The sequence below is a fragment of the Pseudomonas gingeri genome (assembly GCF_013385425.1).
In the GTDB taxonomy this organism is placed as follows: domain Bacteria; phylum Pseudomonadota; class Gammaproteobacteria; order Pseudomonadales; family Pseudomonadaceae; genus Aquipseudomonas; species Aquipseudomonas gingeri_D.
Genome location: NZ_JACAQA010000018.1, coordinates 82,242 through 104,790, shown reverse-complemented (window position 1 = coordinate 104,790; position 22,549 = coordinate 82,242). Strand labels below are relative to the sequence as shown.

Genomic DNA, 22,549 nt, shown 5'->3' with positions numbered 1-22,549 from the left:
AAAAACGGCAGCCTTCGGGCTGTCGTTTTTATTTGTAGGGCCAACTAAAAGTCCCTGGTGCATGGCGTCTCGGCCGGCTGGCCTTATAATGCCCGCCTTTGCGTCAACCAGCAGGCTGTGAGTTCTTGGCAAATATAGATAATCCGGCCGCCGAAGTGGCGGCCGACGGCGTTTTCAGGATCGCCCTGGGCGTCGAGTACAAGGGCTCGCGCTATCGCGGCTGGCAACGTCAGGCGTCCGGTGTGCCGACGGTGCAGCAGACCCTGGAAGAAGCGCTGTCGAAAGTGGCGGATTCGCCGGTTTCGCTGATGTGCGCCGGGCGCACCGATGCCGGCGTGCATGCCTGTGGCCAGGTGGTGCACTTCGATACCCAGGCCGAGCGTTCGCTGAAGGCCTGGGTCATGGGTGCCAATATCAATCTGCCCCATGACGTCAGCGTCAGTTGGGCGCAGGTGATGCCGGCGCACTTCCATGCGCGTTTCAAGGCCATCGCCCGGCGTTATCGCTACGTGATCTACAACGATCAGATCCGTCCGGCCCACCTGAACGAAGAGATCACCTGGAATCATCGCCCGCTGGATGTCGAGCGCATGGCCGAGGCCGCCCGTCACCTGATCGGCACCCATGATTTCAGCGCGTTCCGGGCCGGCCAGTGCCAGGCCAAGTCGCCGATCAAGGAAGTGCATCACCTGCGGGTCACCCGCCACGGCAAGATGATCGTCATCGATATCCGTGCCGGGGCCTTCCTGCATCATATGGTGCGCAATATCGCCGGGGTGCTGATGACCATCGGTGCCGGTGAGCGGCCGGTGGAGTGGGCCCGGGAAGTCCTGGAGAGCCGGGTCAGGCGTACCGGCGGCGTTACCGCCCATCCGTTCGGCCTTTACCTGGTGCAGGTAGAGTATCGCGACGAGTTTGCCCTGCCGCAGCGTTACATCGGGCCGCACTTTCTCACCGGCTTCTCGGAACTTGACGGCTGACGCCCGGAAAAGCATTTGTTACCATCCGGGACTTTCTCGGAAAAACACTCGGGGTTTTACGACATGTCCGCCGTTCGCAGCAAAATTTGCGGAATTACCCGCATTGAAGATGCGTTGGCCGCCGTCGATGCCGGGGCCGATGCCATTGGTTTTGTGTTCTACGCCAAAAGCCCGCGGGCGGTGACGTTCCAGCAGGCACGGGCGATTATCGCCGCCTTGCCGCCGTTCGTGACCACCGTCGGCCTGTTCGTCAATGCCAGCCGTTGCGAGCTGGGGGAAATCCTCGACGCGGTGCCGCTGGACCTGTTGCAGTTCCATGGCGATGAAACCCGCGAGCAGTGCGAAGGTTATCACCGTCCCTATATCAAGGCCTTGCGGGTCAAGGCCGGTGACGACATCGCCGCGGCCTGTGACGCTTACCCGAGTGCCAGCGGGATTCTCCTCGATACCTATGTCGAAGGTGTTCCCGGGGGAACCGGCGCGGCGTTCGACTGGTCCCTGATACCAACGGGCCTGAGCAAGCCGATTATCCTCGCCGGCGGCCTGACCGTCGACAACGTGGCCGAGGCCATCGCCCGGGTCAAACCCTATGCCGTGGATGTCAGCGGCGGGGTGGAGCAGGGCAAGGGCATCAAGGATCGTACAAAGATCGAAGCGTTCATACGCGCCGTACGCGGTTGCCGAGCGCCAATGTGACGGCTGGCAGCCTGCCGCCGTCCATGCATACCGCCGCAGAAAACAGGCGGGCCCGGTTGTTCGACGGGCCGAAAACGAATTGGAGAAAGACAGCATGAGCAACTGGTTAGTAGACAAACTGATCCCTTCGATCATGCGTTCCGAGGTGAAGAAAAGCTCGGTGCCTGAAGGTCTGTGGCACAAGTGCCCATCGTGCGATGCGGTGCTCTACCGTCCGGAACTGGAAAAGACCCTGGACGTCTGCCCCAAGTGCAACCACCACATGCGCATTGGCGCCCGCGCGCGCATCGATATCTTCCTCGACGCCGAAGGTCGCGTTGAGTTGGGTGCCGACCTGGAGCCGGTGGACCGTCTGAAATTCCGTGACGGCAAGAAGTACAAGGACCGCTTGACCGCGGCCCAGAAGCAGACCGGCGAAAAAGATGCCCTGGTGTCCATGAGCGGCACCCTGCTGGGCATGCCGGTGGTGGTTTCCGCCTTCGAGTTCTCGTTCATGGGTGGCTCCATGGGCGCCATCGTCGGCGAGCGTTTCGTACGTGCCGCCAACTACGCCCTGGAAAACCGTTGCCCGATGATCTGCTTCGCCGCTTCCGGCGGTGCGCGCATGCAGGAAGCACTGATTTCCCTGATGCAGATGGCCAAGACTTCGGCCGTGCTGGCGCGCTTGCGTGAAGAAGGCCTGCCGTTTATCTCGGTGCTGACCGACCCGGTCTACGGCGGTGTTTCCGCCAGCCTGGCCATGCTCGGCGACGTGATCGTCGGCGAACCCAAGGCGCTGATCGGCTTCGCCGGCCCACGGGTGATCGAGCAGACCGTTCGCGAGAAGCTGCCGGAAGGTTTCCAGCGTAGCGAATTCCTGCTGGAGCACGGTGCGATCGACATGATCATCGCCCGCCAGGAACTGCGTCCGCGCCTGGGTAACTTGCTGGCGCAGATGATGGGCCTGCCGACACCCGAATACATCGCCTTGCCTGTTGAGCCTGTCATTGTCCCACCGGTGCCTGCAAGCCTATGACCGAACGTACCCTGGGCGAGTGGCTCGCCTACCTGGAGCAATTGCACCCATCGGCCATCGACATGGGGCTGGAGCGCTCGCAAGAGGTAGCGAACCGCATGGGGCTGGGCAGGCCGGCGCCTCGGGTAGTGACCGTGACCGGCACCAATGGCAAGGGGTCGACCTGCGCCTTTGTTGCCTCGTTGCTGCAAGCGCAGGGGCTCAAGGTCGGCGTCTATAGCTCGCCACATCTGCTGCGCTACAACGAGCGCGTGCAGATCAACGGGCTCGAGGCGACGGACGCGCAGTTGTGCGAAGCCTTCGCCGCCCTCGATGCCGGGCGGGGCGAGACCTCCCTGACCTATTTCGAGATGGGCACCCTGGCCGCGCTCTGGCTGTTCGAGCGTGCGGCCCTGGATGTAGTGGTCCTGGAAGTCGGTCTTGGTGGACGCCTGGATACGGTCAATGTGGTGGATGCCGACCTGGCGTTGGTGACCAGCATTGGTGTCGATCATGCCGAATACCTGGGCAACACCCGTGAATCGGTGGCGTTCGAAAAGGCCGGGATCTTCCGCCCGGGCGCACCGGCGCTGTGTGGCGACCTGAATCCGCCGCAGCCGCTGCTGGACAAGGCTCGTGAGTTGGGTAGCCCGTTCTTCCTGCGTGGCCGGGACTTCGATCTTGGCCTCACCGATGCAAACTGGCAGTGGCGTGGCGTCGACCGCCAGGGCCGGGCGGTCGAGTTGCGCGATCTGCCGCTGCTTGGCCTGCCGATGGAGAACGCCGCCCTGGCCCTGCAGGCTTACCTGTTGATGGATCTGCCATGGCAGCCCGAGCGGATTGCCCAGGCGCTGCTGGATACCCGTATTGTCGGCCGGCTGGATCGGCGTAAGCTGACCTGGCAGGGCAAGTCCCTCAGCCTGATGCTGGATGTCGGGCACAATCCCCATGCCGCCGAATACCTGGCCGAGCGCCTGGCGCACAGTCCCTTGAAGGGGCGGCGTTTGGCGGTATTCGGGCTCTTGTCGGACAAGGACCTCGATGGGGTGGTTGCCCCGCTTGAGCGTCATATCCAGCACTGGGCGGTGACGCCCTTGCAGACGCCGCGCAGTCGCCCGGCGGCTGACCTGCAAACCGCCTTGGCGGCCCGTGGTGCGTCGGTGAGCGTCTACGAAAGTGTCGCCGCTGCGCTGGAAGGGCAATGCGCCCAGGCCACGGCCGATGACGAAATTCTGTTGTTCGGATCGTTTTTTTGTGTTGCCGAGGCGCTGGAGTGGCTGGCCCGGCGCGCCACGGAGGAGGCTGCCAATGGCAATGCTGGATAAAGCGTACAAGCAACGGATGGTCGGTGCCCTGGTGCTGGTGGCCTTGGCGGTGATCTTCCTGCCGATGCTGTTTTCCCGCCAGGACGAGCAGCGTCAGGTTCGGGTCGAGGCGCCGACCGCGCCCCAGGCCTCGGCGCTGCCCCAGGTCAAGGTCGAGCCGGTGCCGGTTCCCGAACCCCAGGCATTGCCCCCGGATTCGGTCCCGGCTGATGAGGAAGTCGAGGAAACGCCGGTGCCTCTCGCACCAGCGCCGGCACCCAAGCCAGTGGCTCCGGTCGCGGCGGCCAAGCCCGTAGCCCCTGCGCCCGCCACCAAACCGGCTCCGGCCCCGGCGCAAACACCGGCCCAGGTGGTTGCAGTGGCGCCGGCCAAGCTCGATACCACGCAAAATCGCGTAGACCCCAACGGCCTGCCGATCAGCTGGTCGGTGCAGTTGGCCAGCCTGTCCAGCCGTGACAGTGCCGAAAGCCTGCAGAAGACCCTGCGCAGCCAGGGTTACAACGCCTATATCCGTTCTTCCGATGGCAAGAACCGGGTCTTTGTCGGTCCGCTGATCGAGCGTGCCGAGGCCGATCGCCTGCGTGACCTGCTGGGTCGTCAGCAGAATCTGAAGGGCTTTGTCGTGCGTTTCCAACCGGAACGCGGGTAAGCCCGCGGCTTTGTATCGAAATGCTCTGACAATCGCCTTACCAGTGGGGCGGCGCTCTGCTAAAATGCGCCGCCTTATCCGTCTGTAGGCTGCACTGTGCCATTTACCTGGGTTGACTGGGCGATTATTGCGGTAATCGTCGTTTCTGCGTTGATCAGCTTGAGCCGTGGTTTCGTCAAGGAAGCCCTGTCCCTGCTCACCTGGATCATTGCCGGCGCGGTCGCCTGGATGTTCGGTGGCTCGTTGTCCGTGTACCTGACCGACTATATCCAGACACCTTCGGCACGCGTGATCGCGGGCTGTGCAATCATGTTCGTCGCCACCCTGATGGTGGGCGCCATGGTCAACTATCTTATCGGCGAACTGGTTCGCGTCACCGGCCTGTCCGGGACCGATCGCTTCCTCGGCATGGCCTTCGGTGCCGCGCGTGGCGGGCTGCTGGTGGTGGTGGCCGTCGGGCTGCTGAGCCTGGGGCCGGTCCAACAGGATTCGTGGTGGCAGGGCTCCCAGCTCGTGCCAAAATTTCTATTGGTCGCCGACTGGTCCAAGAACCTCATCCTGGGGTGGAGCAGTCGGTGGCTAGCCAGCGGAATCAGCGTACCCGCTGATCTTCCGTTCAAGGAGCATCTCTTGCCGGCCAAAACGCCTCAGTAAGAGCTGTTCAGTTCAGATTCATTAAGTAGGGGTTGCGTCGCATGTGTGGCATCGTCGGTATCGTCGGTAAGTCGAACGTCAATCAGGCGCTGTATGACGCGCTAACCGTGCTCCAGCACCGCGGCCAGGACGCTGCCGGTATCGTGACCAGCCATGACGGCCGGTTATTCCTGCGCAAGGACAACGGCCTGGTCCGTGATGTATTCCATCAGCGGCACATGCAGCGCCTGGTCGGACATATGGGCATCGGCCATGTGCGTTACCCGACCGCCGGCAGTTCGACTTCGGCTGAAGCCCAGCCGTTTTATGTCAACTCGCCGTACGGCATCACCCTGGCCCACAACGGTAACCTGACCAACGTCGAACAGTTGGCCAAGGAAATCTACGAGTCGGATCTGCGCCACGTCAACACCAACTCCGACTCGGAAGTGTTGCTCAACGTGTTCGCCCACGAGCTGGCCCAGCGCGGCAAGCTGCAACCGACCGAAGAAGACGTGTTCGCCGCGGTGACCGACGTGCACAACCGCTGCGTCGGTGGTTACGCGGTGGTGGCGATGGTGACCGGCTACGGTATCGTCGGTTTCCGCGACCCCCATGGCATCCGTCCGATCGTGTTCGGCCAGCGTCACACCGACGAAGGCGTCGAGTACATGATCGCCTCGGAGAGCGTGTCCCTGGACGTGCTCGGTTTCACCCTGATCCGCGACCTGGCACCGGGCGAAGCGGTGTACATCACCGAAGACGGCAAGCTGCACACCCGTCAATGCGCGACCAACCCGTCGTTGACCCCGTGCATCTTCGAACACGTCTACCTGGCGCGTCCTGATTCGATCATCGACGGCGTGTCGGTATACAAGGCGCGTCTGCGCATGGGCGAGAAGCTGGCGGAGAAGATCCTGCGCGAGCGTCCGCAGCATGACATCGACGTGGTCATCCCGATCCCGGACACCAGCCGTACCTCGGCCCTGGAGCTGGCGAACCACCTGGGCGTGAAGTTCCGCGAAGGCTTTGTGAAGAACCGCTATATCGGCCGGACCTTCATCATGCCGGGCCAGGCGGCCCGCAAGAAGTCCGTGCGGCAGAAGCTCAACGCCATCGAGCTGGAATTCCGCGGCAAGAACGTCATGCTGGTGGACGACTCCATCGTGCGCGGCACCACGTGCAAGCAGATCATCCAGATGGCCCGCGAAGCCGGCGCGAAAAACGTCTACTTCTGCTCGGCGGCCCCGGCGGTGCGTTACCCGAACGTCTACGGTATCGACATGCCGAGTGCCCATGAGCTGATCGCCCACAACCGCACGACCCAGGACGTGGCCGACCTGATCGGCGCCGACTGGCTGATCTACCAGGACCTGCCGGACCTGATCGAGGCCGTCGGTGGTGGCAAGATCAAGATCGAGAACTTCGATTGCGCGGTGTTTGACGGCAAGTACGTCACCGGCGACATCGACGAGCACTACCTGGCCAAGATCGAGCAGGCGCGTAACGATGCGTCCAAGGTCAAGACCCAGGCGGTCAGCGCGATCATCGACCTTTACAACAACTGAGTAAAAACCGGCTCTGGGGTGTGGCCGCGGTCCTGAAAACACCGCCGCCCTGTAGGAGCCGGGCTTGCCCGCGAAGCTTCTGGCGGTCTCAAGGGCCCCTTCGCGGGCAAGCCCTGCTCCTACAGGGGTCGTGTCCACCCTTAAAACCGGTTTTAATCTTCAAGAGAATCGAACAAGGAGTGGCAGCATGAGTCAGGAATGGGATGCCGGTCGGTTGGACAGCGATCTCGAGGGCGTAGCCTTCGACACCCTGGCCGTCCGTGCCGGTCAGCACCGCACGCCGGAAGGCGAGCACGGCGACCCGATGTTCTTCACCTCCAGCTACGTGTTCCGCACCGCCGCCGATGCGGCGGCGCGTTTCGCCGGGGAAGTGCCGGGTAACGTCTACTCGCGCTACACCAACCCCACCGTGCGTTCCTTCGAAGAGCGCATCGCCGCCCTGGAAGGGGCCGAGCAGGCGGTTGCCACCGCCACCGGCATGGCCGCGATCATGGCCGTGGTCATGAGCCTGTGCAGTGCCGGCGACCATGTGCTGGTCTCGCGCAGTGTGTTCGGCTCCACCATCAGTCTGTTCGAGAAGTACTTCAAGCGCTTCGGCGTTGAAGTCGACTACGTACCGTTGGCCGACCTGTCGGGCTGGGACGCGGCGATCCGGCCGAATACCAAGCTGCTGTTCGTCGAATCGCCGTCCAATCCGCTGGCCGAACTGGTGGATATCGCCGCGTTGGCTGAAATCGCCCATGCCAAGGGGGCGATGCTGGTAGTGGACAACTGTTTCTGCACGCCGGCCCTGCAACAGCCTTTGAAGCTGGGCGCGGATATCGTCGTGCATTCGGCGACCAAGTTCATCGACGGCCAGGGCCGCTGCATGGGCGGCGTGGTTGCCGGGCGTGGCGAGCAGATGAAGGAAGTCGTCGGTTTCCTGCGTACCGCCGGGCCGACCCTCAGCCCGTTCAACGCCTGGATCTTCCTCAAGGGCCTGGAAACCCTGAACCTGCGCATGCGCGCCCACTGTGCCAATGCCCAGGCCCTGGCCGAATGGCTGGAGCAGCAGGACGGAATCGAGAAGGTCCATTACGCCGGTCTCAAGAGCCACCCGCAGCACGAACTGGCCCAGCGTCAGCAGCGCGGTTTCGGTGCGGTGGTGAGCTTCGAGGTCAAGGGTGGCAAAGAGGGCGCCTGGCGCTTTATCGACGCCACCCGACTGATCTCGATCACCGCCAACCTGGGTGACAGCAAGACCACCATCACCCACCCGAGCACCACTTCCCACGGCCGTCTGGCGCCGCAGGAGCGTGAGGCCGCGGGGATTCGCGACAGCCTGATCCGTGTCGCCGTCGGCCTCGAAGACGTGGCCGACCTGCAAGCCGACCTGGCTCGCGGGTTGGCGGCCTTGTGATCGAGTTGTCCCTGGACACGGCCGTTGCCAATAACGGCCGTGTCGCCCTGGTGACGGGCGCGGCCCGTGGTATCGGCCTGGGGATCGCGGCGTGGTTGATCAGCGAAGGCTGGCAGGTGGTGCTTACCGACCTCGATCGTCGCCGTGGCGCCAAGGTGGCCCGGATCCTGGGCGAGAATGCCTGTTTCATCGGCATGGATGTGGCCGATGAAGCCCAGGTGGCCCAGGGCGTTGCCGAGGTATTGGGCCGTTTCGGCCGGATCGATGCCCTGGTGTGCAACGCGGCGATTGCCGATCCCCACAACATCACCCTCGAAAGCCTCGACCTGGCGCACTGGAATCGCGTGCTGGCGGTCAATCTCGGCGGGCCGATGCTGCTGGCCAAGCACTGCGCGCCTTATCTGCGTGCCCACTGCGGCGCGATCGTCAACCTGGCCTCTACCCGTGCGGCGCAGTCGGAACCCGACAGCGAGGCCTATGCGGCGAGCAAGGGCGGTCTATTGGCCCTGACCCACGCCCTGGCGATCAGCCTCGGGCCGGAGATCCGGGTCAATGCGGTCAGTCCGGGCTGGATCGATGCCCGCGATCCCTCGGTACGTCGGGCCGAGCCGTTGAGCGACGCTGACCATGCCCAACATCCGGCGGGAAGGGTAGGGACGGTCGAGGATGTGGCGGCGTTGGTGGCCTGGTTGCTGTCGAGGAATGCGGGGTTTGTCACCGGCCAGGAATTCGTGGTTGACGGTGGCATGAGCCGCAAGATGATCTACCGGTAGGAGCGAGCTTGCTCGCGATGGACGTCAACGATAACGCGGGAAGTCTGCTAGCCCGTAGTGTTCTGGCTACCATCGCGAGCAAGCTCGCTCCTACAGAGAACAGGGCTTGATGGTCTTGCCTGTGACACGAATCTGTCTTTTTCTGAAAAACTTCAAGCAGGCTATTGACTTAGGTCCGCTACCTGCGTAAATTTCGCGGCCTCAACGAAGCAAAGGGTGATTAGCTCAGCTGGGAGAGCATCTGCCTTACAAGCAGAGGGTCGGCGGTTCGATCCCGTCATCACCCACCACTCGTTGAGCTTCTCGCAAGAGAATCGGATGTTCCGCAAGGAGCTTCCAACCGACGCGCAGCGGTAGTTCAGTCGGTTAGAATACCGGCCTGTCACGCCGGGGGTCGCGGGTTCGAGTCCCGTCCGCTGCGCCATATTTGTACAGGTCGCCTTGTGCGGTCTGCGATTGAAAGGCACCGAAGCTTTTCGATCACGGGTTTCAAGATTTCAAACGGACGCAAGTCCGAGCGATACGCAGCGGTAGTTCAGTCGGTTAGAATACCGGCCTGTCACGCCGGGGGTCGCGGGTTCGAGTCCCGTCCGCTGCGCCATACACCGCTTCAAGGCCCTTGAACTCCTTGAAGCAAAGAAAATGCCCCGGCTTGCCGGGGCTTTTTTTTGCCTGTTTTTTGCCCGCCACTGCCTGGGCTTCTTGCGCTGACTTGAAGTCGTCCCCTTCGATTCTCTTGTGACACGTTTTAAATACGCTGCGAATGTTTAAAAAAATGTCATGAAAGTTCCTTCTTTGCTCTTCCTTTGAAAGTTGCAAACTTTCGTTATTTATTTCCTTTGCAACGGCACTTCGTGGTTATCCGATCTAGGACGATTCCTATGTTTTCGGCCCCCCCCTTTGACTAGAGTGAATCCACGCAGCGCCTGGCTTGCCGTGTGCGCAGGGCGCTGAGGTTTAACGGCTTTCACTTTGGTTTGGCGTGCCTGAAGGGCATTTTCATGGGGCTGGAATATGTCGATAAAAGAACTGATTCCTTATATTAATACCCTGCCTGACAGGCCCTGCGGTCCGAACTTGGAATACCGCGCGGACTTTATTCAACTGTTAGAAGAAATAGACGGCGGCAACGAAGTTCAATACGGCGATCATGTGTACCCCGCAACGCCGGTGGACTGGCAACGGGTACGCTCGCTGTGCCTGACGCTGCTGGAGGATGCTCTCGACCTGCGGGTGGCGGTTTGCCTGGCGCGGGCCTTGCTGGAACTGCACGGGCTGTCCGGCTTTGTCGATGGCTTGCGGCTGATCGACAGTCTGCTGCGTGAGCGCTGGGAGGATGTTCACCCGCAGCTCCTGGCCGAAGACGATCACGATCCGCTGATGCGCCTCAATACCCTTGCCGAGCTGGCGGTGCCCGCCAGTGTGGTCCAGGTGCTCAAACGTCAGCAACTGGGCAATGCCATGGGCCTTGAACCGCTGCGTGTGACCGATCTGGCCTGCATCGCCGAGTCCGCCGAGGAGGAGGTTCGGACACAAGGACTGGCGCGTCTGGGCGCGCTGATCGAGTCCAAGGCCCGTGCTGAGCTGATCGAGAACCTGAGCTTGTTGAGGGCTCTGGTCGAACTGATCGCGCGGATCGGCGCTTGTCTGGAGGAAAAAATCGTGGCCCCCGGTATTTCGCCGCTGGACGGCCTTGGGCGGGCCCTGGACAAGTGGTGCCGCATCGCCGAAGAGCGTTGCGATGTCGTCTTGCCGCCGCCAGGCGATGACTTGCCCCAGGCCCTGGCCACCGATGCGACAAGTCGCGCTCCAGCCACCTGGAGCGGTGTCTGCCAGTCCCGTGAGGACGTAGTCCGCGCCCTGGATGCCATTTGCGCTTACTACGCCCACCACGAACCTTCGAGCCCGGTGCCCTTGCTGGCGGCCAGGACGCGTCGGCTCGCCAGCATGAGTTTTCTCGAAGCGATCGCCGAACTGGTGCCGGGCAGCCTTGCCGACCTGCATGCGCTGGGCGGTATCACCGATGACTAACCTTTCCCTCCCTGCTCAGGTTTATCTGTATGTCCAGTAACAACAGCCAGAAATTCATTGGGCGCAACCGTGCGCCACGGGTCCAGATCGAATATGACGTCGAGTTGTACGGCGCCGAAAAGACCATCGAGATCCCCTTTGTCAACGGCGTGTTCGCCGATCTCTCGGGGGCCAACCGGGACGACCTGCCGCCGGTGGCCGAGCGCAAGTTCCTGGAAATCGATATCGACAATTTTGATGAGCGCATGGCCGCCATCGAACCCCAGGTGCGCATCAGTGTGCCCAACCAACTGACGGGGGAAGGGCAGATGGCGGTGTCGCTGGCCTTCAAGAGCATGGACGACTTCTCGCCCGGCGCCGTGGCCCGCAATGTCGAGCCGCTGCGTGAACTGCTGGAGGCGCGCAATCAACTGGCCAATCTGCTGACCTATATGGACGGCAAGAGTGGCGCCGAGCAACTGATGGCCAAGTTGCTGGAAAACCCGGCCCTGATGCAGTCGCTGCTGGCCCACGCCAAGCCGGCGGCCACCGAGTCCGAAGACTGATGCCTTCGATGATCGCTCCCTGAAACAGGTAAATATCCGTGTCCGCCACATCTCAGAATCAGTCCGGCATCGACCCGACGGCCGAGCTCTCGCCCAGTGAATTCAACGACCTGCTGCAACGCGAGTTCAAGCCCCGCGGCGAGCCGGTGCGCGAAGCCATTGAAAATGCGGTGCAGACCCTGGCCCAACAGGCGCTGCGCACGACCCACCTGATTGCCCACGACACCCTCGGCACTATCCAGGCCCTGATCGGTGAAATCGACGCCAAGTTGTCCGCGCAGGTCAATGACATCCTCCATCACCCGGATTTCCAGGCCGTCGAATCTGCCTGGCGCGGCCTTGACTACCTGGTGAGCAATACCGAGACCGACGAGAAACTCAAGATCCGTTTCCTCAACGTCGCCAAGGACGAAGTCGCCCGCGAGCTGAAAAAGTTCAAGGGCGCGGCCTGGGACCAGAGCCCGCTGTTCAAGAAAATCTACGAGCATGAGTACGGCCAACTGGGCGGTGAGCCCTTCGGTGTGCTGATCGCCGATTTCTATTTCGATAACAGCCCACCGGATGTGGAGCTGTTGGCGTCACTGGCCAAGATTGCCGCCGCGGCCCATGCGCCCCTGATCAGCGCGGCGTCGCCGGCGGTGATGTTGATGGACTCCTGGCGCGAGGTCGCCAACCCCCGCGACCTGAGCAAGCTGTTCCTCACTCCCGAGCATGCCGCCTGGCGCAATCTGCGGCGCTCGGAGGATTCGCGCTATATCGGCCTGACCATGCCGCGTTTTCTCGGGCGTATTCCCTACGGCGCACGTACCGCGCCAGTGGAGGAGTTCGCCTTCGAGGAGGTCACCGAAGGCCAGGCGCAGAACTACCTGTGGGCCAATGCAGCCTATGCCATGGGCATCAATATCAACCGCTCCTTCAAGGAGTACGGCTGGTGCTCGAGGATTCGCGGCATCGAGTCCGGCGGCGCCATCAGCGGGCTGCCAGTGCATACCTATCCGACCGAGGAGGGTGGGGTCGACATGACCTGTCCGACCGAGGTCGCCATCAGTGATCGGCGCGAAGTGGAGTTGGCCAAGAACGGCTTCATGCCCCTGGTGCATTGCAAGAACAGCTCGCTGGCGGCGTTTATCGGCGCGCAGTCCTTGCACGCTCCCCAGGAATACGACGACCCCGACGCCACCGCCAATGCACAGTTGGCGGCGCGGTTGCCGTATCTGTTCGCCACCTGCCGTTTTGCCCATTACCTCAAGTGCATCGTGCGCGACAAGATCGGCTCCTTCAGTGAGCGCGAAGACATGGAGATCTGGCTCAACAATTGGATTGTCAAGTACGTCGAGCATAACCCGGCGACCGCCAGTGACGCCGACAAGGCGCGCAAGCCGCTGGCGGGTGCCGAAGTGGTGGTGCAGGAAGTGGAGGGCAGCCCGGGCTTTTACCAGGCCAAGTTCTTCCTGCGTCCCCACTATCAATTGGAAGGCCTGAGCGTATCCCTGCGACTGGTCTCCCGACTGCCCTCGGTCAAAGGCTGAGGGGTTCATGCCCGACCGGGGCCTGGTCCCGGGAAAGGTACTTAACCATTCAAATAAACAGATGTTGGAGTCCGCATGATTGTATTGAAATTCAAAACCGAGATTAAGGGGAACTGCCAGGAGAAGGATCACAAGGACTGGATCGTCATCGACTCCTGGGGGTTCAGCAGTGGTCGTTCCATCTCCATCGGCAATGACCGTGAGCCGAGTGTCGGGCATGTCACCGAGATCACCTTGAACAAAACCACTGACGTCGCTTCGCCTAATCTGTTTATCGAGTCGGTCAGCGGCAAGTCCCTGGACGAGGCGACCTTGCGCATCATCCAGACCAGCGGCAGTTCGACGGGCAAGAACGAACCCTACGTCGAGTTCACGCTGACGGCGCCGATCATCAGCAGCTACTCCATCAGCGGTAGCGGTGATCGCCCGAGCGAAACCATCCAGATTAGCTTCACCGCCATCAAGTACCAGTACAAGCACTTCGTTGATGGCAAGGCTGTCGCGACCCTTGCAAAGAGCTACGACCTGCTCAGCAACACGACCGTGTGATCGAACGCCGACGGCCCCCGCAGCATGCTGCGGGGGCCGTCGGCGCCGGGTTTTTTTCGGGAGGATTTTCATGAGCACTTCCATGACACCGCTGCTCGAACGTCTGCTGCGTCCCGCCAATCCTGGCGATGAGATGACCCGGCGCCGGGCGGGGGGCGGTGCGCAGCAAGAGCTGGAACACCTGTGCCGAGATCTGACGCTGCTGTTCAATGCCACCGGACTCGGGGCGATCTGCCCGTTGGGCAGCCAGCCCCATGTCACCCGTTCAGTGCTCAACTATGGCCTGGGCAACCTGGCGGGCGTGGTGCTGTCGAGCATCGATACGCAGAAGCTCGAGAGCCGCATCCGTGAAATCGTCCTGGATTTCGAACCGCGTATCCTGCGTTACAGCGTCGCGGTGCAACTGCTGCCGGTGACGTCCTGCAGTGCCAGCCTGAATTTTCTGATCGAGGGCGAGATCCGCGGCCTCGATGCGTTGCACGCCTTTCGCCTGGAGTCGGCCTGGAACACCGAAAGTGGTGAGGTGCGGGTCCGGCCCTATGGTCGACCGTCCACCCATGGATGAGCGGCTGCTGCGGCACTACGAGCGTGAATTGAGTTTCCTGCGTGAAGCCGGTGCCGAGTTCGCCGAGGACTACCCGAAGATCGCCGCCACCCTGGGGCTGCGCCCCGATGAGGTGACCGATCCGTCGGTGGAGCGTTTGCTGGAGGGGCTGAGTTTTCTCACTGCCCGGGTGCAACTGCAAATGGAAGCCGAGTTTCCGCGTTTCACCGAGAGCCTGCTGGAACTGGTGCAGCCGCAGCAGTTGCTGCCGGTGCCGTCCATGGCGGTACTGCAGCTTTCCCCGGACTTGCAGGAGGGCTCGCTGGCCTCGGGGTTCACCTTGCCGGCCGATAGCGTGGTGCGCTCCGTGGGTGAGGCGGGCGGGCAAGACCCGCGCTGCGAGTTTCGCAGCCTGCGCCCGGTGACGCTCTGGCCCCTGGTCCTGGACTCGGCCGAGTACCTGCCCAGCGCGGGACTGCTCAAGGGCTTGCCCGCCAGCGTCGTCAAGCAGGAAGGCGGTGCCTTGCGCCTGCGTCTGCGAACCACCGCCGGGGTGTCCTTCGATCAATTGGCACTGCAGGAGCTGACGCTGTTTCTGCGCGGCGATGGGTCGCTGCCGCTGGCGGTCCAGGAAGCCCTGTTGACACGTGCCGAAGGTCTGTTCGTACGTTGCGGCGAAGGCGAGGGCGGATGGAGCCCACGAATCGACCCCGAGCATATCCGGCAACCGCCTGCGCACCCGGTCTCCAGTCAGTATGCACGGTCGTTGAACAGTGACGCGGTGTGCGCGCAACTCAAGACCTTTCTCGCCTTCGCCGAGGGGGAGCGCTTTGTCAGCCTGGGTGGCCTGGGGCCGGCGTTGTGCGATTGTCCGGCGCGCAGCGTGGAGCTGGTGGTGGTGTTCGCGCCCCTGTCACAACCCTTGTCGGCGCTGCTCAATGCCAGCCACTTCGGGTTGTTCTGCGTACCGGTGATCAATCTGTTCAACAAGCGGGTCGAGCGAATCGTCGTCGATCCTTATCGGCATGACTTGCCCTTGGTGGTCGACAAGGCCCGGCCACTCGCCTACGAGATCCAGGAGGTCCTGGCGGTCCATGGCTATGCCGCCGGTTCCAAGGAGCGTCAGGTCATCCTGCCGTTGTATGCCCCGCAACGGCTGGATGGAGACGAGCGTCGCCTGGCGGGTTTCTACCAGATGCAGCGCACCCCCAGCCGCGTTCCACAGCGCTTTGTCGACGGGCAGCGGCGTTATCGCGGCTGTGACGCCAGTCTGGTCGTGGCGCTGGAGGCGGACGCCGAGTTGCAGCGCCTGGCGGTGGACGTGCTGTGTTCCAACCGCGACCTGCCGTTGCGCCTGCCCCTGGGGGCCGGCAACACCGACTTCGTCCTCGACGTGGGCGCCCCGGTATTGGCGATCCGTTGTGTGGCCGGGCCTTCGCGACCGCTCCCCGCGCCGTCCCAGGGCGACCGGCAATGGCAGGTGGTGCGGCAGTTGTCGCGCAACTACCTGCCCCTGGCTCACCACGACGGGGCGGCCGGGGCCCGGGCCTTGCGCGAGTTGCTGGCGCATTACCTGCCCGAGGGCGACAGCAGCGGGCACAAGTTGCTGCAAGGCATCGTCTCGTTGCGCGCGCAGGTCGTCACCCGGCGTTTGCCCGGGGCCGGGCCGGTGGCGTTCGGTCGCGGGCTGAACCTGACCCTGGTCCTTGATGACGCCGCCTGCGAAGGCACCGGGACCTATCTGTTCGGCGCCGCGCTGGAGCGTTTTTTTGTGCGTTATGCCGCGCTCAATGCCTTTATGCAGACCGAGTTGCACAGTGTGAGCCGAGGCCATATCAAGACCTGGCAGGCGAGGGCGGGTCAATGCATGATCTGGTAGCGCCACCGCCCGAGTTGGTCGAACAGCCCTGGCGCTACGATTTTTTTGCCGCGATGCGTTTGCTCGAGCGCACTTACCCTGATGCGCCGCGCTGGGGGACGGCGCAGCGCCTGGGGGACGATCCGTTGCGTCTGGCGCAGCACGTCTCGCTGGCGTTCGAGCCGGCGATGATCGCCCAACTGCGCCTGCGTGAGGGCCGTGCCGCGCAGCTGGCGGTGAACTTCTTCGGCCTGACGGGGGCGAACGGGCCGATGCCCCTGCATTTCAGCGAGGATGTGCTGTCGCGCCAGATCAACCATGGCGACAGTACCCTGGCGCACTTTCTCGATGTGTTTCACCACCGTCTGCTGAGCCTGCTTTATCGAAGCTGGGCGCGGGTGCGGCCGGTGGTCTGGGCCGATCGTCCGGCCGACGACCGTTTCGCCGACTATGTGTCGGCGTTCTCTCCGGGCCAGCCCCGCGCCTTGCCCAACGCCACGCGCTACTACGCGCCGCAGTTTATCGATCAGCGCCGCAGTGCCGCCGGTTTGCTGGCCCTGGTCCGGGATCTGCTGCGCCTGCCGGTGGCGCTCAGCAGCCTGGGCCGGCATCGGACTGTCCTGGCATCCGATGAACGCTTGCAGTTGGGTCGGCGGCGCGAGTCGGCGCGGCTGGGCGGGGCCGCGTTGCTGGGGCGCCGGCTGTGGAATATCCAGCACAGTTTCTGCCTGCACCTGGGGCCCTTGTCCTGGGCGGACTACCAGCACCTGCTGCCCGGCGGACGTTACTTCGAACCCTTGTGCCAACTGGTCGAGTGTTATGTCGGCCCGACCTTTCAATGGGATCTCGATGTGTGTCTGGAGGCAGGGCAGCGACCAGGCCTGCAACTGGGCGCGCGGCAGGGCCTGGGACGGGCCTGCTGGTTGGGGCACAAGGGCGCGACGGCAGCGGGGTGGCGTTTCGAGCCCGCGCGCTTTCAGCGACCCGCACCGGGCGACGTCGGCTGATTTAGGAGTTATCCGATACCCCGCGGGGCACCCTTCACTGACACTGCGCGGGCTTTCCACGGATGTCTGTCTGGAGCACGCATGAATCAGCAAGTTGTAATGGGCGCCTTGCTTTCCTGTTCGTTTGGCGCCGCGCCGGCTCCCCTGGGTGTCCTGCCGCTGGGGCGGGTCAAGGTCGAAGGTCGGCTGGCGGCGAACATTCTCGATCATCAACCCATGGTCAATATTCCTGCCTTCGGCCTCTGCCGCAGCCCGGCCAACCCCCAGGTCGCGGCGGCGACGGCCGCCGCCATGGGCGTGTTGACGCCGATGCCCTGCGTGCCCGCCACGCTCACGCCCTGGCAACCCGGTGCGATGCGAACACGGATTGCCAAGCTGCCGGCGCTGGACCACTGCTGCACCTGCCAGTGCAACTGGGGTGGTCAGATCAGCGTCAATGCCAGCGCCACCCTCAAGACCACGATTGCCTGAGCGAGCCCTTGTCACCATGTCCGAAAACACCTACTACCGTGTCCAGGTGCCTGGCGTCGATGCCACGCTATTGCTGCTGGCGCTCACCGCCCAGGAGGGGTTGAGCCGGCTCGGCGAGTATGAGCTGACGCTCTCCTGTGCAGACGATGGCTTACAGGCCGATGACTTGCTCGGGCGACCCCTGGCACTGGGCCTGGGTGTCGAGGAAGGGCGGGGACGTTTCATCCAGGGTTATATCAGTGCCTTCAGCGCCATGGGGCGAGTCGGTCGCGATGCGCGCTACCGGGTTTCGCTCAGGCCTTGGTTATGGTTCCTGGCGCAGTCGCGGCGCCACCGGATTTTCCAGAACATGACCTTGAAGGAGGTGCTGGAGGACGTATTCAAGGACTATTCCGACTGTTTCGATTGGCGGGCCGAAGAATCTACGGAGCCGATGGAGTACTGCGTGCAGTTCGCTGAAAGCGACTTTGCTTTTTTCAGTCGTTTGCTGGAGGACGCGGGACTGTACTACTTCTTCGAAGACCAGGATGAGGTTCACCTGTTGGTCATCGTCGACTCCATGGGGATGCACAAGCCGGTGCAACACCTGCGTGAAATGAGTTATCGGCCCAACCTGGACAACAACCCGGGCATCATGCAGCGCTGGGAGTCCCGCGCCGAGCTGCGTCCTGGGTTGTTCAGCCTGGTGGACTTCGATTTCTCCAAGGCCAGTAACCGTGAAGCCAGCGTTCTCTCGGTCAGCCACGCGAGCGCGGCGACGTCGCGCCATGGTGATTATCGCCAGGAAGGTTTTCCGGGGCGCTTCAAGGGACGCCGGTCCGGCGAAGCCCTGGCACGGATTCAGCTCGAAGCCGCGCAGGTCTGCCAGCAGTCGCGATGGGGTGTCAGCCAGTCGCCTTACCTGGTGCCCGGTCAGTGTTTCAGCCTGGTCGATCATCCTCGAACCGAGCAGAACGGCGATTACCTGATTGTTGCCGCGACCTTGCAGTTCGATGAAGGGGCTGGGTTACGCTGCGAAGTCGAGGCGATCCCGACCACCCAGGTGTTTCGCGCGCCGATCCAGACACCGCGTCCGCTGATCGCCGGACCACAGACGGCCTTTGTGGTTGGCAAGGAAGGCGATCCGATCTGGGTCGACGAGTTCGGCCGGATCAAGGTGCAGTTTCACTGGGACAGCAGCGGGCGACGCAACGAGGCGTGTTCCTGCTGGGTCCGGGTCGCCCAGCCGATAGCCGGCAAGCGTTGGGGGGCGCTGTTCGTGCCGCGGGTAGGGCAGGAGGTGGTGGTGGAGTTCCTCGGCGGCGACCCCGACCGGCCCCTGGTCACCGCCGGGCTCTATAACTCCGGTCACCGGCCACCCTGGGAGCTGCCGGCCCAGGCGGCCCGCAGTGGTCTCAAATCGCAGTCCCTGGGCGAGCAGGATGTCTACAACGAGTTGCGCTTCGACGACAAGAAGGGCCACGAGCAACTGCTGATCCATGCCGGACGCAACCAGGACCTGACGGTGCGCAACGATGCGTTCGCCAGCATTGGCAACGACTGGCACCTGACGGTGGGCGCCAATCAGTTTCTCAAGGTCGAGGATGACCTTCATGAGTCCGTGGGCGGCCGGCGCAACACTCGGGTCGATGCCGATCAATCGCTGGATATCGGCGGCGACAGCCATTGCCGGATTGCCGGCCAATGGCAGTCGAGCGCCACCGATATGGATTTCAAGGCCAACGGCAAGCTGGTGCTGGAAGCCGGCAAGAGCCTGACCCTCAAGGTCGGTGCCAGTACCCTGGTACTCAGCGCCACGGGTGTGGCGATCAACGGCAAGACCGTGACCCTCGACGGCACCGCCTCGGTTGACATCAATGGCGGCGCCACCGCGGCCACCACCTCGGCCAAGGCGGCGGCACCTGCGAAGGCCAAACAGCCCAAGGAGGCCGACGATGGTCGTGATTAAGCCGGTGTTTCGACGCGCCCTGTGCCTGCTGCTGGTGTCGACGCTCCCGGGCTGTGCCTGGTTTTGGTCGGACGAACCGCCGCCTGAACCGCGTATCGCGTTGTCCCTGGAAGCGGCACTGGACAGCAATCCCGACCTGCATGGGCGGCCGTCGCCGGTGATCGTCAGGCTTCTGCAACTGGCGGACAGCAAGCGCCTGGAACAGGTCGAGCTGTTCCAGTCCGAAGCCGCGGCCGAGCAGGCGCTGGGCCGTGATCTGCTGCGCCAGGAATCGTTGCTGCTGCGCCCGGGCCAGCAGCAGGAGCAGAACTTTCTTCCCGTGCCCGGCACCCGCTTTATCGCGCTGGTGGCCGAGTACCGCAATATCGACCATGCCCAGTGGTGGGCCTGGGCCGAAATCGACCCGACGCGCCCCTCGCGGCTGAAGGCCCAGATCGCTCGCCAGCGCGTGGCGTTGACGTCGGCGCCGGCAGAGGAGAACGCCGATGAGTAGTCACGACGGCGTCGTCTGGTCCGAAGGCATGTTTCTGCTGCCGCAGCACTTCCAGCAGCAAGAGCGCCATCATCGGGCCCGGCTGGCGCAGGTCCTGCGTGCCGTGCAACCCCATGGCTGGGGCTTTGCCACACTGAAAATCGATGCCGCGCAGTTGGCGCTGGGCAACCTGGCCCTGAGCGCCTGCGAAGGGATCATGCCCGATGGCAGTCCCTTTGCCCTGACGGACGAGGAACTGGTCCGGCTGCGCTATCCGGTGGCCGACGGCGAGCGTGACGTGCAGTTGGTGCTGGCCCTGGCCCTCAATCGCCCAGGGGCGGCGGACACCGAAACCGCCCCCGGGGACGACAGCCTGGCCCGTTACCGGATCAGCGAAGTCCTGGTGGCCGACGCCAATACCGAGGGCGGCGAGCCGGCCTGTTTGCAGGTCTGTCGTCTGAACCTGAAGCTGGCGCGGGAGGCGGATGTCGCCGCCTCCCATGTCTTTTTGCGGGTGGCCCGGGTGGTGGAGCGCACGGCTGCCGGCCTGGTGGTGCTCGACCGGCAACAGGTGGCACCGTTGCTGGCCTGGCGTAGTTCGCCGGTGTTGGCGCGCTCCGTCGACGAACTGATCGCCCGCGCCCGCCAACGCGGTGTGGCCCTGGCCGGCGGGCTTGGCCAGGGCGGGCTCGGCGGGATGACCGAGATCCAGCAGTACGTGATGCTGCAGAGCGTCAATCGCGCCGAAAGCCTGCTGATGCACCTGGCCAGCCAGCCGGCGTTGCACCCCGAGTTGCTGTACCGCGAGTTGGTGAGACTGGCCGGCGAACTGGCGATTTTCGGCCAGGAGCGCAAGCGCCCCAGGGCGTATCCGCCGTACCGCCATGACCGCCTGGGCGAGAGCTTTGTGCCGTTGATCCAGGACCTGTTGCAGGCGCTGAGTGCGGTGGCCGGTGCCGACGTGGTCGCCCTGGCGCTCAAGAGCGGTGCCTTTGGTTTTCGTTTTGCCCAGGTGCCGGATATCAACCTGTATCAATCGGCGCGTTTTATTCTCGCGGTGCGTGCGCAGGTGCCCGACGAGGAACTGCGCAAAAGTTTCCCCAGCCGCTTGAAGATCGGTCCGGCCGAGCGCCTGCACGACCTGGTGAACCTGCAATTGCCGGGGTTGGCGATCCAGGTGTTGCCGACGGCGCCCAGGGAGCTGCCTTACTACCCCGGCTTCAGCTATTTCCAGCTGTCGAACGACCATCCCTTGTGGGCTGATCTGGTGGACACCAGCGGCTTCGGCCTGCATGTGGCCGGTTCGTTTCCGGGACTGCAATTGGCGTTCTGGGCCATCAGGGAGGCGTGATGGCGTTTGCCAGAACGGCTCGCGGATCGCGCAAAAACGCCCGCGAGCGTGTCCAGGCCGGACCGGCGGTTGCCGATGAAAACCTCTGCGTGCTGGCTGACGACCTGCTGCATGAGGTGGTGGTGTTCCAGCGCCTGAAGCGCCAACCCGACCTGCCGGCGCTGCGTTTGCGCCTGATCGCCCGGTTGCGGACCTTCCAGCGGCAGGCCCTGGCTTGCGGTATCGAATCACGCATCGTGTTGCGTGCCCGTTATGCCCTGTGCACCTTGCTTGATGAAATCATCGCCAGCAGCGAATGGGCCCGGGGCGCCTGGTCACGGCATAGCCTGCTGATGACTTTTCATCAGGAAGCCGAAGGCGGCGAAGGCTTCTTCGCCTATCTGGACGAGGCGCAGCTCAAGCCGGTGGAGCACCTGGCGCTGCTCGAACTGATGTACCTGTGTCTGGCCCTGGGCCTGGAGGGCCGTTATCGAATCGAACGCGAAGGCCGTTCGATCCTGATCCTCAAACGTGCCCGACTCTACGAAACCCTGCGCCTGTACCGCGAGCGTTATCCGCGTCCGTCGCCGAAAACCGCTCCGCCGGGCCGCTGGCCACGGCGTGCGTTGTGCTGGACCTTGGGCGGCCTGCTGGTGTTGCTGATGGGCCTCGCCGTCGCGGGTGCCTATGACTTGCAGGTGCGTTCCGCCCAGCAGCGGCTTGGATTGTCGCGGCTGTCGTCCACCGTGGCGACATTCCCTCCTGCGCCGGCAGCCCTGCCCACGCTGGCTGAGCGCCTGGCCGAGGATATCCGCGCCGGACGCCTGACGTTGCAGGAGGAGGCCGGCGCCGTGCGGCTGTTGCTCGGTACCAGGCAATTATTTGCCCCAGGCGGCAGCGTGATCGCGCCAGAAAGTCGAGCCACCTTGCAGCGTACTGCCTCGGTGCTGGCGGATTGGCCGGGGCGTATCCGGATCATCGGCCACAGTGACGACACGCCGGTGGGCAAGGGCCGGGTCTCCAACCAGCAGCTCTCGCTGCGGCGCGCCCACGCGGTGTTGGTCGAGATGTTCGGCGCGGCGGCCGACCCCGGGCGGGTCCAGGCCCTGGGGCGTGGTGCCAGTGAGCCACGGGTGCCGAATGACAGCGCGGACAACCGGGCGCGCAATCGTCGGGTGGAGATTGTGCTCGAACCGCTCTGACCGCCAGCGCCCCGCCAGGGGGCGCGTCACCCCATTTGCCCTCGCC

At 63.6% G+C, this 22,549-nt stretch carries 21 protein-coding genes and 3 tRNA genes; all 24 read left to right on the top strand.

Annotation, left to right across the window (positions count from 1 at the left end; all coding sequences use genetic code 11):
• Positions 1-155 precede the first annotated feature (155 nt).
• The 24 genes from truA (at position 156) to icmH (ending at position 22,503) form a co-directional block, all read left to right on the top strand.
• Entirely contained in the window at positions 156-980 is an 825-nt protein-coding gene (gene truA / locus HX830_RS20730) for a tRNA pseudouridine(38-40) synthase TruA (protein WP_177102600.1), read from the top strand.
• A 63-nt stretch (positions 981-1,043) separates the two neighbouring features.
• The gene (locus tag HX830_RS20725) at positions 1,044-1,676 is read left to right on the top strand and encodes a phosphoribosylanthranilate isomerase (protein WP_103497612.1); all 633 of its coding nucleotides are present in this window, start codon (positions 1,044-1,046) and stop codon (positions 1,674-1,676) included.
• Positions 1,677-1,770: 94 nt separating this feature from the next.
• Positions 1,771-2,691, top strand: coding sequence for an acetyl-CoA carboxylase, carboxyltransferase subunit beta (gene accD / locus HX830_RS20720; protein WP_100942980.1), 921 nt, complete (start codon positions 1,771-1,773; stop codon positions 2,689-2,691).
• Entirely contained in the window at positions 2,688-3,995 is a 1,308-nt protein-coding gene (folC, locus tag HX830_RS20715; RefSeq protein ID WP_177102317.1) for a bifunctional tetrahydrofolate synthase/dihydrofolate synthase, read from the top strand. Before accD ends, folC begins: the two co-directional genes overlap by 4 nt.
• Entirely contained in the window at positions 3,979-4,644 is a 666-nt protein-coding gene (locus HX830_RS20710) for an SPOR domain-containing protein (RefSeq protein WP_177102315.1), read from the top strand. The genes folC and HX830_RS20710 overlap by 17 nt, the downstream gene beginning before the upstream one ends.
• Positions 4,645-4,740: 96 nt before the next feature.
• Positions 4,741-5,298, top strand: a complete 558-nt coding sequence (locus HX830_RS20705) for a CvpA family protein (RefSeq protein WP_177102313.1) — start codon at positions 4,741-4,743, stop codon at positions 5,296-5,298.
• Between the two features lie 41 nt (positions 5,299-5,339).
• Complete coding sequence (gene purF / locus HX830_RS20700; RefSeq protein WP_100942976.1) at positions 5,340-6,845, top strand: amidophosphoribosyltransferase; 1,506 nt, start codon at positions 5,340-5,342, stop codon at positions 6,843-6,845.
• A gap of 187 nt (positions 6,846-7,032) precedes the next feature.
• The gene (locus HX830_RS20695; protein ID WP_103497608.1) at positions 7,033-8,244 is read left to right on the top strand and encodes an O-succinylhomoserine sulfhydrylase; all 1,212 of its coding nucleotides are present in this window, start codon (positions 7,033-7,035) and stop codon (positions 8,242-8,244) included.
• An 11-nt stretch (positions 8,245-8,255) separates the two neighbouring features.
• The gene (locus tag HX830_RS20690) at positions 8,256-9,017 is read left to right on the top strand and encodes an SDR family oxidoreductase (RefSeq protein ID WP_152737578.1); all 762 of its coding nucleotides are present in this window, start codon (positions 8,256-8,258) and stop codon (positions 9,015-9,017) included.
• A gap of 214 nt (positions 9,018-9,231) precedes the next feature.
• Positions 9,232-9,307 (top strand) — tRNA-Val (locus HX830_RS20685).
• A gap of 57 nt (positions 9,308-9,364) precedes the next feature.
• Positions 9,365-9,441: transfer RNA gene (locus HX830_RS20680), tRNA-Asp, on the top strand.
• 100 nt (positions 9,442-9,541) lie between these two features.
• Positions 9,542-9,618 (top strand) — tRNA-Asp (locus HX830_RS20675).
• A 413-nt stretch (positions 9,619-10,031) separates the two neighbouring features.
• Positions 10,032-11,048 (top strand): type VI secretion system protein TssA, encoded by a 1,017-nt coding sequence (gene tssA, locus HX830_RS20670; protein ID WP_177102309.1) that lies wholly within the window; start codon positions 10,032-10,034, stop codon positions 11,046-11,048.
• Positions 11,049-11,077: 29 nt separating this feature from the next.
• The gene (gene tssB / locus HX830_RS20665) at positions 11,078-11,593 is read left to right on the top strand and encodes a type VI secretion system contractile sheath small subunit (protein WP_103495071.1); all 516 of its coding nucleotides are present in this window, start codon (positions 11,078-11,080) and stop codon (positions 11,591-11,593) included.
• A gap of 38 nt (positions 11,594-11,631) precedes the next feature.
• Positions 11,632-13,122, top strand: a complete 1,491-nt coding sequence (gene tssC / locus HX830_RS20660) for a type VI secretion system contractile sheath large subunit (RefSeq protein ID WP_177102307.1) — start codon at positions 11,632-11,634, stop codon at positions 13,120-13,122.
• Positions 13,123-13,197: 75 nt separating this feature from the next.
• On the top strand, positions 13,198-13,671 hold the full coding sequence (locus HX830_RS20655) for a type VI secretion system tube protein Hcp (protein WP_103495069.1): 474 nt from the start codon (positions 13,198-13,200) through the stop codon (positions 13,669-13,671).
• A gap of 70 nt (positions 13,672-13,741) precedes the next feature.
• Positions 13,742-14,236, top strand: a complete 495-nt coding sequence (locus HX830_RS20650) for a type VI secretion system baseplate subunit TssE (RefSeq protein WP_177102298.1) — start codon at positions 13,742-13,744, stop codon at positions 14,234-14,236.
• Entirely contained in the window at positions 14,211-16,094 is a 1,884-nt protein-coding gene (gene tssF, locus HX830_RS20645; protein WP_256350579.1) for a type VI secretion system baseplate subunit TssF, read from the top strand. The genes HX830_RS20650 and tssF overlap by 26 nt, the downstream gene beginning before the upstream one ends.
• Positions 16,079-17,080, top strand: coding sequence for a type VI secretion system baseplate subunit TssG (tssG, locus tag HX830_RS20640; RefSeq protein WP_177102296.1), 1,002 nt, complete (start codon positions 16,079-16,081; stop codon positions 17,078-17,080). Before tssF ends, tssG begins: the two co-directional genes overlap by 16 nt.
• Positions 17,081-17,161: 81 nt before the next feature.
• Positions 17,162-17,551 (top strand): DUF4280 domain-containing protein, encoded by a 390-nt coding sequence (locus HX830_RS20635; RefSeq protein ID WP_103495067.1) that lies wholly within the window; start codon positions 17,162-17,164, stop codon positions 17,549-17,551.
• Between the two features lie 16 nt (positions 17,552-17,567).
• On the top strand, positions 17,568-19,499 hold the full coding sequence (locus HX830_RS20630; protein WP_177102294.1) for a type VI secretion system Vgr family protein: 1,932 nt from the start codon (positions 17,568-17,570) through the stop codon (positions 19,497-19,499).
• Complete coding sequence (tssJ, locus tag HX830_RS20625; protein ID WP_177102292.1) at positions 19,486-19,992, top strand: type VI secretion system lipoprotein TssJ; 507 nt, start codon at positions 19,486-19,488, stop codon at positions 19,990-19,992. Before HX830_RS20630 ends, tssJ begins: the two co-directional genes overlap by 14 nt.
• The gene (tssK, locus tag HX830_RS20620; RefSeq protein WP_177102290.1) at positions 19,985-21,322 is read left to right on the top strand and encodes a type VI secretion system baseplate subunit TssK; all 1,338 of its coding nucleotides are present in this window, start codon (positions 19,985-19,987) and stop codon (positions 21,320-21,322) included. Before tssJ ends, tssK begins: the two co-directional genes overlap by 8 nt.
• Positions 21,322-22,503 (top strand): type IVB secretion system protein IcmH/DotU, encoded by a 1,182-nt coding sequence (icmH, locus tag HX830_RS20615; RefSeq protein ID WP_177102280.1) that lies wholly within the window; start codon positions 21,322-21,324, stop codon positions 22,501-22,503. Before tssK ends, icmH begins: the two co-directional genes overlap by 1 nt.
• Positions 22,504-22,549: the final 46 nt, after the last annotated feature.